Below are 13663 nucleotides of genomic sequence, written 5' to 3'. Positions count from 1 at the left end.
CCGCGGTCACCAGATCCGGCGGCGGCCGGCGCGGTGGTTGCGGACCCCGCACGGCCGGCCGCCGGGCACGGTGCCGGCGCGCCGCAACCGCATGGCCACCAGGACGACGAGCAGCACGGTGACCCCGGCCGCCGCGCCGACCACGAGCGGCCGGGGGAACGTGCGGGTGTCGGTCACCGCCGCCACCGGCACCCCCGCCGCCGGGTCGCCGCCCGCGTCGCCGGTCGCGGCCCTCGGCACGGCGCGCGGGGCCGCCGCGCTCGCCGAGGGCGACGCCGCCGACCTGGTACGCGGCGTGGCCGCCGCACCGCCGGACGGCGCACGGAACAGCACGTCGGAGCAGGAGTAGTAGGTGTCCTGGGTGTTGGAGTTCTGCCAGATCGTGTAGATGATGTGCCGCCCGGTGCGCCCCGCCGGCAGCCGCCCCGGCATCTGGTAGGCGCCGTCCCGCATCGGCGGGTCGGTGACCGTGAGGAACGGCTTCTCCTCCAGGTCCGCCCAGGTCAGCCGGCGGGTCGGCGCGTACGAGTCGGTGGTGGCGTAGAACCGGAACGTGCCCTTGTGCGGGATCGTGGTGCGGTAGCGGAAGGTGTGCCGGGCCCCGGCCGTGAGCGTGGTGGCCGGCCAGTCGGACCGGGGCAGGTCCAGCCCCCGGTACGCCGACAGCCCTCCGCTGCACAGCTCCCCGTCGGGGATGCGCTCCCGGTCCCGCCCGTCGATCCGGGCCACCCGGATGTTGTCCCACTCCCGCACGGCAGCGCCCTCGGCGATCGCGGCCCGGCAGGCCGGCGTGTCCGCCCGGCCACCTTCCGGACCGCAGGCCGCGGCCCGGCTCAACGGGCTGGTGGGTGCGCCGTGCGCGCTCGCCGGCACGCCGGTGAGCAGCACGGTCGCGGCGACGGCGGCGAGCACGGCGAGCGTGCGGCGTACGGCCATGTCATCGACCTCCCGCGCACTGGTACGGGCGCGGGCCGGCAAAGGTTCGATCGGCGCGCCGGTGTGCCGGACGCCACGGCCGGCTCAGAGTGTGCTGACCGAACGAACGGTCGGGGCGGCGGCGGAGCGGGGTGGGGCCCTACAGTGACGGCACCCCGCGATCAAGGAGCGAGCCGTGTCCGAGCCGCCACAGACGCCAGATGCGCCCCGACCCGCCCCGGCGGCCGGGTCCGCGGCCGGCGACGTCCCCGCCGACGTGACGCCACACCTGCTCGTCGTGCCCGACGTGGCGGGCGCGCCACCCGCGATGCCGTGGCCGGGTCCGGAGGGGCAGCCCGCCTGGGCGATCCCGGTGCTCGTGCCGCCCGGCACCCGCGGCTACGCGCTGTTCGTGCCGCTGGTGCCGGCGACCGAGGAACAGCCGGCGGCCTCCGGGCAGCCGGCCGCCCCGCGGGTGCTGGTCCCCGCGCCGAGCGTGCCCATCCAGGCCACCCCGCCGACCGTGCCCACTCAGGCGACCCCGCCGGCCGTCGAGACTCCGACCGCCGCTGCGGCGATCCCGGCCGGCGATGCCACCATCCCGGCCGCACCGCCCGCCGCCGAGGCCGAGCCGGCACCGGCCGCGAAGGCCGGGCCCGAACCGGCGCCGACCGTCCAGGCCGAGCCGGCACCGGTCACGAAGGCCGGACAGGAGCCGACGCCCGATCCAGCGCCGGCGGCCCCGGCCGCCGTAGCGGCCCCCACCGCCACGACGGCACCGTCGGCACCCGCCCCGGCCACCTCCGCCCCGGCCGCCGGCGTGCCGGCCCAGCCGGCCGCCGCGCCACCGCACCCCGGGTACGGGGCGCAGCCCTGGGGCTACCCGCCCGCGCCCGGCTGGACACCCCGGCCCCGTACGCCCCGCACCTCGTTCCTCGGCGCACGCTGGCCGGGCCCGAAGCAGGCAACCGGCCGGGCCGTCCCCCTCGCCGTGCTGGCCGGCGCACTCGGCACCGCGTTCTTCGTGCCGCTGAGCCGGGTCGGCATCGGCTGGTTCCTGGGCTGGCTCACGCTGACCCTCGGCGTGCTGGTCGCGGTGCGTCGGCGTACCGCCGACCTGCCCCGCGCCGACCGGCTGATCCGCGGCGGGTGGGCGGCTGCGGCGCTGGTCCTGCTCGCCGTGCTGGCGTTCCGCAACGCCTGGTGGCTGGTGACGTTCTGCGTGCTCGGCGCGCTGGGGTGCGCCACCCTGGCGATCGTCGGCGGCCGGCTGGTGCGCTCGATCCTGTTCGGCCTGGCCGCCACGCCGTTCGCGGCGTTCCGCGGCCTGCCCTGGGTGCGGCGGCACGTCACCGCCTCACCGGAGGCCGGGACGGTCCGCAAGGTCACCGGCTCGGTGGTCGCCACCGTGCTGGTGCTGCTGGTCTTCGGCAGCCTGCTCTCCTCGGCCGACGCGGCCTTCTCCGAGGTGCTCAACGCGATCGTCCCCGAGATCAACATCGGTACGGTGTTCCGCTGGATCCTCCTGGCCGCGATCGGTGGCCTGATCGCCGTCGCGGCGGTCTACACCCTGGCCGCCCCGCCCGACCTGTCCACCGTCGACCGGCCGAGCACTCGCCGGCTGGGCGTGCTGGAGTGGGCGCCGGCCATCGGCGCGCTGACGCTGCTCTTCGTCGGCTTCGTGATCGTGCAGTTCACCGTGCTCTTCGGCGGCCAGGAGCACGTGCAGAAGGTCGCCGGGCTGAGCAACTCCGAGTACGCCCGCAGCGGCTTCTGGCAGCTCCTCTTCGTCACCCTGCTGACCCTGGCCGTGCTGGGCGGAGTGAGCCGCTGGGCCAGCCGCGAGCGGCCGGTCGAGCGCCACCTGCTGCGCGTCCTGCTGGGCCTGCTCAGCGCCCTCAGCATGGTCATCGTGGTGTCGGCGCTGTCCCGGATGTGGACGTACCAGAAGGTCTACAGCTTCACCGGCGAGCGGATCTTCGTAATGGCGTTCGAGCTGCTGCTCGGCGTGGTCTTCCTGATGATCCTGGCGGCCGGCGTGCGGTGGCAGGGCCGGTGGATCCCGGGCACCACGGTCGCGCTGGCCGTGGCGATGCTGCTCGGCCTGGCCGTCCTGAACCCCGAGGACTACGCGGCGAAGCGCAACATCCTCCGCTACGAGCAGACCGGCAAGATCGACGCGTGGTACCTACGGGCGCTCTCCGCCGACGCGACGCCCGCGCTGACCCGGCTCCCCGACCCGGTGCGCCGCTGCACGCTGAGCTGGATCGCCGACGACCTGGAGGAGTCCGGCCCCTGGTACGCCTGGAACCTGGGCCGGCACCGGGCCCGCCAGGCCCTCGACCGGGTCGGGCCGGGCGCGATCGGCGGCCCGAAGGACTGCCGCCGGGCCGACCAGTTCGACCTGCGCAAGTCCCGCCGGTGACGCCGGCGGCGGCCCCGGTCAGTCGGGGCCGCCGCCGAAGCCGATCTCGTTGCCGTCCGGGTCGCGGAAGATGGCCTTGCGGACCCCGTTGTCGTAGGTCTCACGCTCGGCCGGCGTCAGGCCACGATCGGCGATCTGCGCGAGACGGGCGTCGAAGTCGTCGACGAAGACGGTGTGCATGGCGTGCCCGGCGTGCCCGGGCCGCACCTCGATGTACACGTAGCGGTGCTCGGCGAGCTCCCACACCGCCTCGGTGTCGTTGGGCAGGAACGAGGGCGGGGCGCCGAGAAGTCGCTCGTACCAGGCCGCCGCCGCGCGGTAGTCGCGGACGGGGACGCCCGCGAACAGCTCTACGGTCATGCGGCCATGCTAGGGATCAACCGGTGTCTCCTCCCGGCTCATTCGTGCCAGCGGGCGCGCCAGCCGGCCTCGTGCTTCTCGTAGGTGGTCCGTTCCTCGGACACGGCGTCGAGCAGCGCTCGGCGGGCGCCGGCCATGACCACCAGCTCGACGGCGACCAACCCCATGCAGATGGCGGTCAGCAGGGCGAGCGCCGCCAGGCCGGGGAGGTGCCGGGCGACCGGGATGGCGGCCGCGAGCACCAGCACCGTCCCGACCCGGGTCCAGGCGAGCGTGCCCAGGGTCCGCAGTTGGAAGAGCATGCCGCCGCAGAGGTAGCAGATCACCCCGCCGAACAGCATCGGTACGCCCGGGCCGTGCGTCGGCTCGGCGAGCCTGATCGAGGGGTCCGCCACCTGCCGCACGATCTCCTCGGCGCCCAGGGCGAACAGGATGATTCCGGCGATCATCACCAGTTGGCAGTAGGCGTAGGCGTCCCGGGCCATGGCCACCCGCGAGCGGCCCTGCGCGGCGTGCTGGGCGATCCGGGCGGCGGGGGCGATCACGTCGAAGTGCGCCCACCACAGGGCGGCGGTGAAGAAGATGCCGAGTACCGCGGCGGCGACCGCCGGCCAGGTCACCGGCTGGCCGAGGAGGTTGCCGCCGACGCCGACGGAGATGATCGACTCGCCCAGCGCGATGATGAGGATGAAGTCGTACCGTTCGGTCCAGTGCTCTGCGGAGGTCACCGCCCAGCCCCACGCGCCGGCGACCAGGCCGCTGCTGTACTGGAGCAGGACCACGGCCAGCCAGAGCCCGTCGCGCGCCATCAGGGCCCGCCCCGGGTTCTCGATCATCGGTGGGACCAGCGCGGCGGCCAGCAGCAGGAGCGTGCTCAACGCCAGCTCGGGCGAATACCTCAGCAACAGCCGGCGCTCGTCGGGTCGGTCCTGGGCGACGTGCCAGTACAGCAGCAGGTGGACGGCGCGGATCACCAGGTAGCTGACCGCGACGACCACCGGGCCGGCGGCCGTCTGCCGCGGGTCACCGAACGCCTGCGGCAGCGAGAGCGAGAAGCAGAAGAGCGCGGCCATCGCGACGACCATGAGCGCGGGGACGAAACCCACGCCGAGCCGGACGCGGGTCGCGACCACCGTGTGCACCACCCAGACCCACCAGAGCACGGCGAGCACCAGCAGCCCATGCAGCAGGTTGGCGCCGGTGATGCTCACGGCGGTGGCCCGGGTGATGATGAAGAACGAGAAGACGAACACGAGGTCGAAGAAGAACTCGAAGCGCCCCACGCGGGCTCCGGGGGCGACCGGGGCGGCGGGTCCCAGGCGCTCGTGCCACCACCTGCCACCCATCGATCGAGTCTCGCAGCGGCCATGCCGCTGTGGGCACGATTCGCCGAGGTGAGGGCCCTGCCGCGAGTGGGATCAGTGTCCGGAATGACGAAGGGCGTCCGTCATGTCTGACGAACGCCCTGATCGCGAAGGGTGGAGCCGAGGGGACTCGAACCCCTGACCCCCACACTGCCAGTGTGGTGCGCTACCAGCTGCGCCACGGCCCCTTGCGGTCGGCCCGGTCGCCCGGGCACGGAGAGAACTATACACACGCCGGTTGGCATGGTCATCTCGCGGGGGTCCCCCGGCCGGTCGCTCAGTTCAGGGCCACATCCGGCGGGAAGTGGGCGACCGCTGCCATCATGCCGCCCTGTCGCCGCAGCACCATCGGCCAGAGGTCGTCCGGGCGGTCGACGAAGGCGTCGCCGGGGAGGGCGTCGAGCACGAACCAGGACCCGTCCTCGATCTCCCGCTCCAGCTGCCCGGCGCCCCAGCCCGAGTAACCGGCGAAGACCCGGATCCCGCCGACGGCGTCGCGCAGCTTCTCCGGGTCGACCGAGAGGTCGATGGTGCCGACCGCGCCGGAGACCCGGTGGAAGCCCTTCACCGGCTTGATCGGGTGGCGCATCCGGGCCAGGCAGATCGCCGAGTCGGGCTGCACCGGGCCGCCCTCGAAGAGCACCGCGGGATGCCGGGCGAGGTCGCTCCAGTCGCCGAGGACGTCGGCCACCGGCACCTCGGTGGCCCGGTTCAGCACCACGCCGAGGGCGCCGCCGGGTTCGTGGGCGACCAGCAGCACGACGGTCCGATCGAAGTTCGGGTCCTTCAGCGCAGGCGTCGCGACCAGCAGCCGCCCGGTCATGGAATCCATGGCTCGGCCACCGATCGCCTGTCCCTCACCCTGCATGTCCGACACCCGTCAGCCGTACGCCGCGACCAGCCGCGCTGTCAACGCCATGCAAGGCACCATAGCCTGCGGTCCGCCCGCTGGCTAAGGTCTGACCGGCGGGTGATCGTGTGGGATCCAGGGAGGGTCGGATGGCGGCTACGGCCGAACTGGCGGTGATCGGCGGGTCGGGCCTCTACGCCCTCCTCGACGGCGCCACCGAGCACGTGCTGGAGACGCCGTACGGCGCGCCGTCGGATCCGGTCACGATCGCCGAGGTGGCCGGCCGGCGGGTGGCGTTCCTGCCCCGGCACGGGCGCGACCACCGCTACCCGCCGCACCTGATCCCCTACCGGGCCAACCTCTGGGCGCTGCGGTCGCTGGGCGTACGCCAGGTGCTGGCGCCCTGCGCGGTCGGCGGGCTCCGGCCGGAGCTGGGCCCGGGCACGTTCGTGGTGCCGGACCAGCTCGTCGACCGCACCAGCGGGCGTGTCCAGACCTACTACGACCAGGGCGCCGTGCACGTGTCCTTCGCCGACCCGTACTGCCCGGCCGGGCGGCGAACGCTGCTCGACGCGGCGGCCGCGCGCGGGGTGCCCACCGTGGACGGCGGGACGGTGGTGGTGGTCGAGGGGCCGCGCTTCTCCACCCGGGCGGAGTCGCGCTGGTTCGCCTCGATCGGCGGCACGGTGGTCAACATGACCGGTCACCCGGAGGCGGTGCTCGCCCGCGAGCTGGCCCTCTGCTACACCTCGATCGCCCTGGTCACCGACCTGGACGCCGGCGTGGAGGCGGGCGGGTCGGTCACCCAGGAGGAGGTCTTCCGGGTCTTCGCGGAGAACACGGACCGGCTGCGCGGGGTGCTGTTGGACGCGGTCGCCGCGCTGCCCGCCGAGCGGGACTGCCCCTGCGGGCGGGCGCTGGAGGGGATCAAGCTCCCGTTCCCGCTGCCCTGAGCGGCGGGAAGCGCCCGAAAAGTCGCCCTCGGCCCGATAGATTCGGCTGGTCGGGGAGCTGATCACCGGGCCGTCCCCGGCACGCGCGGGGGACGGGAGGCAAGCCGGCGATGGCAACGGTCCGCGACACGACCTACGACCTGCTCCGCGCGCTGGGCCTGACCACCGTCTTCGGCAATCCCGGCTCCACCGAGGAGCCGTTCCTGACGGACTTCCCGGCCGACTTCCGCTACGTGCACGCGTTGCAGGAGGCGTCGGCGATGGCCATGGCCGACGGCTACGCGCAGGCCACCGGCCGTCCCGCGCACGTCAACCTGCACACCGCCCCGGGCCTGGGCAACGCCATGGGCAACCTGGTCACCGCCTGGTACAACCGGACGCCGCTGATCGTCACGGCCGGCCAGCAGACCCGGGAGATGCTGCTCATCGAGCCCCGGCTGGCCAACCCCCGCGCGGTCGAGCTGGCCCACCCGTACGTCAAGTGGGCCCACGAGCCGGCGCGTGCGCAGGACATCCCGGCGGCCTTCATGCGGGCGTACGCCTCGGCGGTGCAGCCACCGACCGGGCCGGTCTTCCTCTCCCTGCCGATGGACGACTGGGACCGGCCCGCCGACCCGCCGCCACAGGTGCGGACGGTGGCCACCCGGATCGCGCCGGACCCGGACCGGCTGCGCGGCTTCGCCGCCACGCTGGCCGCTTCCCGCGCTCCGGTGCTGGTGCTCGGCGCGGCGGTGGACCGGGCCGGCGCCTGGCCGGTCGCCGTGGCGTTGGCCGAGCGGTTGGCCGCGCCGGTCTGGGCCGCCCCGGCGCCGGAGCGGGCCGTCTTCCCCGAGGACCACCCGCACTTCCGGGGCGTCCTGCCGTACGCGATCGGCCCGCTGGCCGAGGCGTTGCGCGGCCACGACACGGTGCTGGTGGTCGGCGCCCCGGTGTTCCGCTACTACCCGCACGTGCCGGGCGACTACCTGCCCGGCGACGCCCGGCTGCTGCACGTCACCGACGACCCGGACGAGGCGGCCCGGGCCCCGGTCGGGGAGAGCCTGCTCGGCGATGCCGGGCTGACCATGGGCGGGCTGGTGGAGCTGCTGCCCCCGGCGGACCGGCCCAGGCCACCGGCCCGGAACGCCCCGGCGCCGGCCGGGTCGGCCGACCCGCCCAGCGCCGACGCCCTCTTCGCCGCGCTGGCCGGGCAGTGGCCGGTCGACGGCGTGCTCGTGCAGGAGTCACCGTCCAACCTGTCCGCGCTGCGCCGCCGGCTGCGGATCGCCCGGCCCCGGTCCTACTTCACCATGGCCAGCGGGGGCCTCGGGTTCGGCCTGCCGGCGGCGGTGGGCATCGCGCTGGCCGAGCGGGACAGCGGGCGCGGCCGGCCGGTGGTCGCGGTGATCGGCGACGGCTCGTTCCACTACTCGGTGCAGGCGTTGTGGACCGCGGCGCAACTCGGCCTGCCGCTCGCCGTCGTGGTCCCGGTCAACCGGCAGTACGCGATCCTCAAGGCGTTCGCCGACCTGAAGCACACGCCCGGGGTGCCGGCGCTGGACCTGCCGGGGCTGGACGTGACCGCGGTGGCGCGCGGCTACGGCTGCGCGGCGGAGGTGGTGGAGTCGCTGGACGGGCTCGGCGCGGCGCTGGCCGCCGCGCTCGCCGCCGACCGGCCGACCGTGCTGCCGGTGGCGATCAGCACCGACGTGCCGCGGATCCTGTAGCGGTCAGCGGCGTACGACGAGCGGGGTGCCGCTGGCCACGTCGAGCACCGCCCGATTGCCCAGGGGTGCCTTCAGCGTGACGGTCAGCGGCTTCATCACCAGCTGCATGGTGCACGCCCCGGTCGAGCGGACCACCCCGGCCCCGAGCACCACGACGTCGTCCCGCTCCAGCACCAGCGGGGTCGGTGGCCCGTCGCAGGCGCCCGTGCCGACCCGGTAGTCGATCCGGTTCCCGTCCACCGCCCGCAGGTCGGTCGCCGCCACGACACCGTCGTCGGCCGGGCGGCTCGGCGCGATCCCCTCCGGCGCGGTCCCGACCGCGCTGGGCGCCACGGCGACGCGGGCCACCGGCACCCGGAGGCCCTCCACGGTGAACAGCCAGGCCGGCACGGTGGCCGCACCCCGGCTGGTACGCACCGACGCGCTGCCCAACGTCACCCCGGTGACCGTCAGCGGCACGCACGGGCTGGGCGCCTGGGTGGCGACCCAACCGTCCGGGCCGGGCTCGATGGTCGGACCGCCCTTGGGCCGCCCCGGCCCCGGCGAGCTCGGCCGGCCCTCGCAGGGGGGCGGGTCGCCCTGGTCCAGCTGGGCGTACGCCTCGGCGGCGCTGACCAGCGGGACGCGCAGCGTGCCGTCGGGGAAGCGGATCGTCCCGTCCGCGGGCCGGGCGGTCGGGAAGGCGATCTGGTCCCGGTACCAGCCGTTGAGGAACGCCTGCTTCGTCTCGTCGTCGAAGCCGGGGTCGCCGGCCAGCACGGTGGCCTCGTCGAGCGGGACGTACCCGCTGCGCCACGCGGGCCCGGGGCGCCACGCGTCGGCCACCTCGGTGGCCCGCTGGTCGAACGCCTCCCAGCGGTGGTCGGGGTCGGAAACCGAGGCACCGCTCGGGCCGGAGGCCGGCGGGCCGGCCGGGTCGGCGCCGGGCGCGGCGCAGCCGGCCAGCACCAGGAGCGGTAGGCCGAGCAGGGCGAGAGAGCGACGCATGCGGGTTGGACGCGGCCCTGCCCCGGTCGGTTCCCTGCGGGTCAGTCCTCCCCGCCCAGGTCGGCCTGGTACGCCTCCCAGAGCAGATCCGCGCCGCGCTGCCGGTGCCGGTCGAGCGCCCGCAGGAGGTTCCGGGCCTGTTCCCGCAGTTCCTCGGCGGGCACCGAGGGCAGCCGCACCGCGTGTTGGAGCGCGGCGATGGCCGCCGCGATGGCGGTGTGCTCGCCGGCCAGCAGGCGTACGCCGCGGTCCAGCCGGGGCGCCTCGTGGAGCAGTTCGGCGTAGAGGCCGGCCGGGCCCTCGGTGAGCCGGACGTGCTCGGCGAAGCCCCGCCGGACCGGGCCGAGCCGGCCGACCATGTGCTCCCGCCAGCGCGGCTCGGCCGGCGTCGTGGCGAGCGCACGGGCGAGGCTCCGCAGGTCGCCGGGGGGCGCGGACCGGGGACGGGGCACGGCGGTGACCGTGGACGGCTGCTGGATCGGATTGGTGGCCATGGCACCTCCCGCGCTGCTGCGCTACCGCGTACAGCGATGGTGAACCCGGCTTCCCGAGCTGTCCAGGAGGGGTGGATGCCTCATCTGCCCCATCCGCCCCAGCAGTCACAGCCACCTCTACCGCCCCAGCGGATTCCCCGCCATGTGGCGCAGCCGGCCGGCGAGGGCGTGCGCCTCGGCGTCCCGGCCCCGGTCCGGCCGGCCCGCGGTGATCGCCTCGGCCAGCGCCCGCAGCTCCGACGGGGGAAGGTCGCCCAACCCCGGACCCTGCAACGGGATGGTGACCCGCCGGCCGCTGTCGCGGTCCCGGGCGATCAGGCTGGGCACCCGCACCACGCCGTCGTCGCCGGGCCGGTGGGCGATCGTGCCGCCGCGCACCTCGGCGGTGGCCAGGTCGACGGTACGGGTGCCGAGCGCGCCCCGGACCGACGCCCGGGTCCCGTCCAGCCAGGCGGCCGTGCGCAGCACCCGCAGCACCAGGTAGAGCCCGAGCAGCGCGAACGGGAGCCCGCAGAGCCCGGCGTAGCGCAGCGGGGCGGGCGTGGCGGCGGCGCTGTCGCGCAGGTCGGGCGGGAGCAGCTCGGGCGGCAGGTCCCGGACCTGGTCGTACGAGGGGACCGGGTCGCCGAAGCCGGTTACCCGGCGCAGCAGGCCCTCGGCCACCAGCGGCAGCAGCACGAAGGCGGCGCCGAGGGCCGTGAACAGGACCCCCACCGCAGCGGCCGTCGCGCGTTGGCCGGAGGCGGCGCCGACGGAGAGACGGATCCGCTCGTTCGTCACAGGCGGAGCCTAGAGCGCCGGCGCAGGAGGCCCGGAGACGACTGTGCGCCCCGGTCCGTGGACCGGGGCGCACAGGTCAGGTGGTGGAGGTGCCGGGAATCGAACCCGGGTCCTTCGCCGCCTTGTCAGGGCTTCTCCGAGCGCAGCTCGCTGTGCCTCTACTCGGCCCCTCCGATCACGCGAGCGAGTCGGTGTGACGGGCCCAGTCGCTGATTGATCTCGCCGCACGGACCCCGCGACCGGGTCCGGTTGGCCAGCCTTCTAGCTGATGCCGGCTAACTGGGTCGAAGGCGCTCCCAGGCCGACAGACTCACTACTCGCCTCAGGCGGCGAGAGCGAAGTCAGCGCGATTGTTCTTGGCGCTTATTGGTTTCCGACGAACGATTCTCGAGACGACGTCGGCTTCCTCGGCTCGCTTCCCCTGCCGCAACGTACGAAGTCGAAACCAGTCACCCCCTCGACGGGCTGCCCCTGTCGGCAGCAACACCAAGCCTAACGCCTGGCGCAACCGGATTCATTCCGAGGCCGGCCGGAAGCCGGCATCCGGACAAACCGGAGTTTTCACTCAGCCATGCCCTTGCCGCGCCGGCCCACCACCCGGGCGATCTCCCGGTCGGCGTCCCGCTTGGCCAGGTCCTGGCGCTTGTCGTACGACTTCTTACCCCGGGCCAGGCCGATCTCCACCTTCGCCCAGCCGTCGGAGAAGTAGACCTGCAGCGGCACCATGGTGAGACCGCTCTCCCTGGTCTTGCCGACCAGCCGGTCGATCTCCAGCCGCTTGAGCAGCAGCTTCCGGATCCGCCGGGGCTCGTGGTTGGTCCAGGTGCCCTGCGTGTACTCCGGGATGTGCATGCCGTGCAGGTAGAGCTCGCCGTCGCGTTCCTGGGCGAACGCGTCGACCAGCGACGCCCGCCCGGCCCGCAGCGACTTGACCTCGGTGCCGGTCAACGACATGCCCGCCTCGTACGTGTCGAGGATGGCGTAGTCGTGCCGGGCCTTCTTGTTGGAGGCGACCACCTTGCGACCCTTTTCCCGTGGCATCGGCGCCACCCCCTTCCGGTCCGGAGCTAGATCATGCTACCCGAATGACAAGGACCCTCCCGCGCGGTTTATTCCGCGCGGGAGGGCCCTCGGAGAGCCGTACCGGTAACTAGACCCGCAGGTAGAAGCGGAGCGTGACCCAGGCGGTGACCGCGCTGACCACGCCACCGACGGCGGCCATCAGCGGGAACGTCAGGAAGATCTCGGACCAGGAGATCGGGGTGATGAGGCCCTCCAGGGCCGCCATCGAACTCCCCGCCGCGAGTGTCTTCAACACGATCAGCGCGACGAGGCCGAGGACCGAGCCGATCAGACCGGCGACCACCGCCTCCAGCACGAACGGCGCCTGGATGAACCAGTTGGAGGCGCCGACCAGCTTCATGACCGCGACCTCACGCCGCTTGCTGTACGCGGCCACCTGGATGGTGTTCGCGACCAGCAGCAGGGCGGCGATCGCCATGACGATCGCGATGGCCAGCGCGCCGTTCTGGAAGCCGGTGAGCACGCCGAAGACCTTGTCGAGCAGTTTGCTCTGGTCGACGATCGTGTCGATGCCCTCGGAGGTCTTGTACTCGTCGTAGATCTGCTTGTACTGCTCCGGGTCGTTCAGCTTGAGCCGGAACGACTCGGGGAGCTGGTCCGGCTTGACCGCGTTCACCAGGTCGGGGGCGTCGGCGTACATCTGCTGGAAGCGCTTGTACGCCTCCGCCTTGTCGACGTAATCGACGTTCTTGATCAGCGGGTCGGCGTCGAGCTTGGTCTGCAGGTCGGTGCGCTGCTGCTCGTTGGCGTCGGCCTTCAGGAAGATCGAGACCTCGACGTTCTCGTAGTAGAGGTCCTTCATGTCACCGACCTTCTGGTACAGAAGGCCGCTGCCGCCCAGCATGAACAGCGACACCGCCATGGTGATGATCATGGCGAGGGTCATGGTGACGTTGCGCCACAGTCCGACCAGTACCTCGGACAGGACGTATTTCATCCGCATCGGGAAATTCCTCCGGCTCTCCGGCGTGAGGTGTTCGTCGTCAGGGGCTGAGGGGCGTCAGCCGCTCAGCCGTAGACGCCGCGGGCCTGGTCGCGCACGATGCGGCCGCTCTCGATCTCGACGACGCGGCGGCGCATCTGGTTCACGATGTTGGAGTCGTGCGTGACCATCACGACGGTCGTGCCGGTGCGGTTGATCCGGTCCAACAGGCGCATGATCTCGATCGAGGTGTCCGGGTCCAGGTTTCCGGTGGGCTCGTCCGCCAGCAGGATCAGCGGCCGGTTCACGAACGCCCGGGCCACCGCGACACGCTGCTGCTCACCACCGGAGAGCTCGTGGGGGTAGCGGTGCTCCTTCCCACCGAGACCGACCAGCTCCAGCACCTCGGGCACGACCCGGCGGGCAACCGCCTTGGTCTTGCCGATCACCTCCAACGCGAACGCCACGTTCTCGTAGGCGGTGCGGTTCGGCAGGAGACGGAAGTCCTGGAAGACGCAGCCGATGGAACGCCGGAAGTGGGGTCGCTTCCAGGAACGCATCGACGTGACGTCCTTGCCGTTGACGATGACCCGCCCCTTGTTGGGGGTGACCTCGTGCAGCAGCATCTTGATGATCGTGGACTTGCCGGAGCCGGATGGACCGATGAAGAAGACGAACTCGCCCTTCTCGATCGAGACGGACACGTTGTCGAGCGAAGGCCGGGACGCCTTCGGGTACGTCTTCGTCACTTGCTCAAGCTGAATCACGGGTCGAGAGTCTACGCGGTGTAACCGGAGAGCCAAGCCCCCCGCCCCTTAGAAGCG

Annotated in this window: 13 protein-coding genes, 1 tRNA gene and 1 other RNA gene; 3 read left to right on the top strand and 12 right to left on the bottom strand. The window is 73.3% G+C overall.

What is annotated here, in order from left to right; genetic code table 11:
• Nucleotides 1-6: 6 nt before the first annotated feature.
• Nucleotides 7-936 carry a lytic polysaccharide monooxygenase gene (locus tag ABZS80_RS01885; protein WP_355053971.1) on the bottom strand — a complete coding sequence of 310 codons (930 nt, stop codon included), beginning with the start codon at nt 934-936 and terminating at the stop codon, nt 7-9.
• A gap of 175 nt (nt 937-1111) precedes the next feature.
• On the opposite strand from ABZS80_RS01885, the gene ABZS80_RS01880 reads away from it, so the two are divergent.
• Nucleotides 1112-3340 carry a DUF4153 domain-containing protein gene (locus ABZS80_RS01880; RefSeq protein ID WP_355053970.1) on the top strand — a complete coding sequence of 743 codons (2229 nt, stop codon included), beginning with the start codon at nt 1112-1114 and terminating at the stop codon, nt 3338-3340.
• Nucleotides 3341-3358: 18 nt separating this feature from the next.
• Here the strand turns inward: ABZS80_RS01880 and ABZS80_RS01875 are convergent, their stop codons facing one another.
• The 4 genes from ABZS80_RS01875 to ABZS80_RS01860 all read right to left on the bottom strand — a co-directional run bounded on the left by ABZS80_RS01875 (nt 3359) and on the right by ABZS80_RS01860 (nt 5932).
• Nucleotides 3359-3700, bottom strand: a complete 342-nt coding sequence (locus ABZS80_RS01875; protein ID WP_355053969.1) for a VOC family protein — start codon at nt 3698-3700, stop codon at nt 3359-3361.
• A gap of 38 nt (nt 3701-3738) precedes the next feature.
• Nucleotides 3739-5046, bottom strand: coding sequence for a low temperature requirement protein A (locus tag ABZS80_RS01870; protein ID WP_355053968.1), 1308 nt, complete (start codon nt 5044-5046; stop codon nt 3739-3741).
• Between the two features lie 133 nt (nt 5047-5179).
• Nucleotides 5180-5252: transfer RNA gene (locus tag ABZS80_RS01865), tRNA-Ala, on the bottom strand.
• 89 nt (nt 5253-5341) lie between these two features.
• Nucleotides 5342-5932, bottom strand: a complete 591-nt coding sequence (locus ABZS80_RS01860; protein ID WP_091259972.1) for a YqgE/AlgH family protein — start codon at nt 5930-5932, stop codon at nt 5342-5344.
• 131 nt (nt 5933-6063) lie between these two features.
• Between ABZS80_RS01860 and ABZS80_RS01855 the strand changes: the two genes are divergently transcribed.
• Together ABZS80_RS01855 and mdlC are read left to right on the top strand one after the other, a co-directional pair.
• Entirely contained in the window at nt 6064-6867 is an 804-nt protein-coding gene (locus tag ABZS80_RS01855) for an S-methyl-5'-thioadenosine phosphorylase (RefSeq protein WP_355053967.1), read from the top strand.
• A 110-nt stretch (nt 6868-6977) separates the two neighbouring features.
• The gene (mdlC, locus tag ABZS80_RS01850) at nt 6978-8573 is read left to right on the top strand and encodes a benzoylformate decarboxylase (protein ID WP_355053966.1); all 1596 of its coding nucleotides are present in this window, start codon (nt 6978-6980) and stop codon (nt 8571-8573) included.
• A gap of 3 nt (nt 8574-8576) precedes the next feature.
• On the opposite strand, the gene ABZS80_RS01845 is transcribed toward mdlC, so the two are convergent.
• The 7 genes from ABZS80_RS01845 to ftsE all read right to left on the bottom strand — a co-directional run bounded on the left by ABZS80_RS01845 (nt 8577) and on the right by ftsE (nt 13606).
• Entirely contained in the window at nt 8577-9560 is a 984-nt protein-coding gene (locus ABZS80_RS01845; RefSeq protein ID WP_355053965.1) for a hypothetical protein, read from the bottom strand.
• A gap of 41 nt (nt 9561-9601) precedes the next feature.
• Nucleotides 9602-10054 carry a hypothetical protein gene (locus ABZS80_RS01840; protein ID WP_355053964.1) on the bottom strand — a complete coding sequence of 151 codons (453 nt, stop codon included), beginning with the start codon at nt 10052-10054 and terminating at the stop codon, nt 9602-9604.
• 117 nt (nt 10055-10171) lie between these two features.
• A complete protein-coding gene (locus ABZS80_RS01835) occupies nt 10172-10834 on the bottom strand; it encodes a hypothetical protein (RefSeq protein ID WP_355053963.1) in 663 nt (220 codons plus the stop codon).
• 81 nt (nt 10835-10915) lie between these two features.
• Nucleotides 10916-11291: a transfer-messenger RNA gene (ssrA, locus tag ABZS80_RS01830) on the bottom strand.
• Between the two features lie 104 nt (nt 11292-11395).
• Nucleotides 11396-11875: an SsrA-binding protein SmpB gene (gene smpB / locus ABZS80_RS01825; RefSeq protein WP_355053962.1), complete on the bottom strand. Its 480-nt coding sequence runs from the start codon at nt 11873-11875 to the stop codon at nt 11396-11398.
• A 109-nt stretch (nt 11876-11984) separates the two neighbouring features.
• Entirely contained in the window at nt 11985-12860 is an 876-nt protein-coding gene (gene ftsX / locus ABZS80_RS01820; RefSeq protein ID WP_355053961.1) for a permease-like cell division protein FtsX, read from the bottom strand.
• A gap of 65 nt (nt 12861-12925) precedes the next feature.
• Complete coding sequence (ftsE, locus tag ABZS80_RS01815; RefSeq protein ID WP_151464293.1) at nt 12926-13606, bottom strand: cell division ATP-binding protein FtsE; 681 nt, start codon at nt 13604-13606, stop codon at nt 12926-12928.
• Nucleotides 13607-13663: the final 57 nt, after the last annotated feature.

The sequence above is a fragment of the Micromonospora sp. NPDC005305 genome (genome assembly GCF_040607315.1).
Classification (GTDB): domain Bacteria; phylum Actinomycetota; class Actinomycetes; order Mycobacteriales; family Micromonosporaceae; genus Micromonospora.
This window is presented reverse-complemented; position numbering and strand designations above follow the sequence as displayed.

Bases quoted from the DNA above. Each gene is read 5' to 3' on its own strand.
- mdlC (WP_355053966.1), top strand. From the start codon at position 6,978: ATGGCAACGGTCCGCGACACGACCTACGACCTGCTCCGCGCGCTGGGC.
- ABZS80_RS01870 (WP_355053968.1), bottom strand. From the start codon at position 5,046: ATGGGTGGCAGGTGGTGGCACGAGCGCCTGGGACCCGCCGCCCCGGTC.
- ABZS80_RS01885 (WP_355053971.1), bottom strand. From the start codon at position 936: ATGGCCGTACGCCGCACGCTCGCCGTGCTCGCCGCCGTCGCCGCGACC.
- ABZS80_RS01875 (WP_355053969.1), bottom strand. From the start codon at position 3,700: ATGACCGTAGAGCTGTTCGCGGGCGTCCCCGTCCGCGACTACCGCGCG.
- ABZS80_RS01845 (WP_355053965.1), bottom strand. From the start codon at position 9,560: ATGCGTCGCTCTCTCGCCCTGCTCGGCCTACCGCTCCTGGTGCTGGCC.
- ABZS80_RS01860 (WP_091259972.1), bottom strand. From the start codon at position 5,932: ATGCAGGGTGAGGGACAGGCGATCGGTGGCCGAGCCATGGATTCCATG.
- ABZS80_RS01840 (WP_355053964.1), bottom strand. From the start codon at position 10,054: ATGGCCACCAATCCGATCCAGCAGCCGTCCACGGTCACCGCCGTGCCC.
- smpB (WP_355053962.1), bottom strand. From the start codon at position 11,875: ATGCCACGGGAAAAGGGTCGCAAGGTGGTCGCCTCCAACAAGAAGGCC.
- ABZS80_RS01855 (WP_355053967.1), top strand. From the start codon at position 6,064: ATGGCGGCTACGGCCGAACTGGCGGTGATCGGCGGGTCGGGCCTCTAC.
- ftsX (WP_355053961.1), bottom strand. From the start codon at position 12,860: ATGCGGATGAAATACGTCCTGTCCGAGGTACTGGTCGGACTGTGGCGC.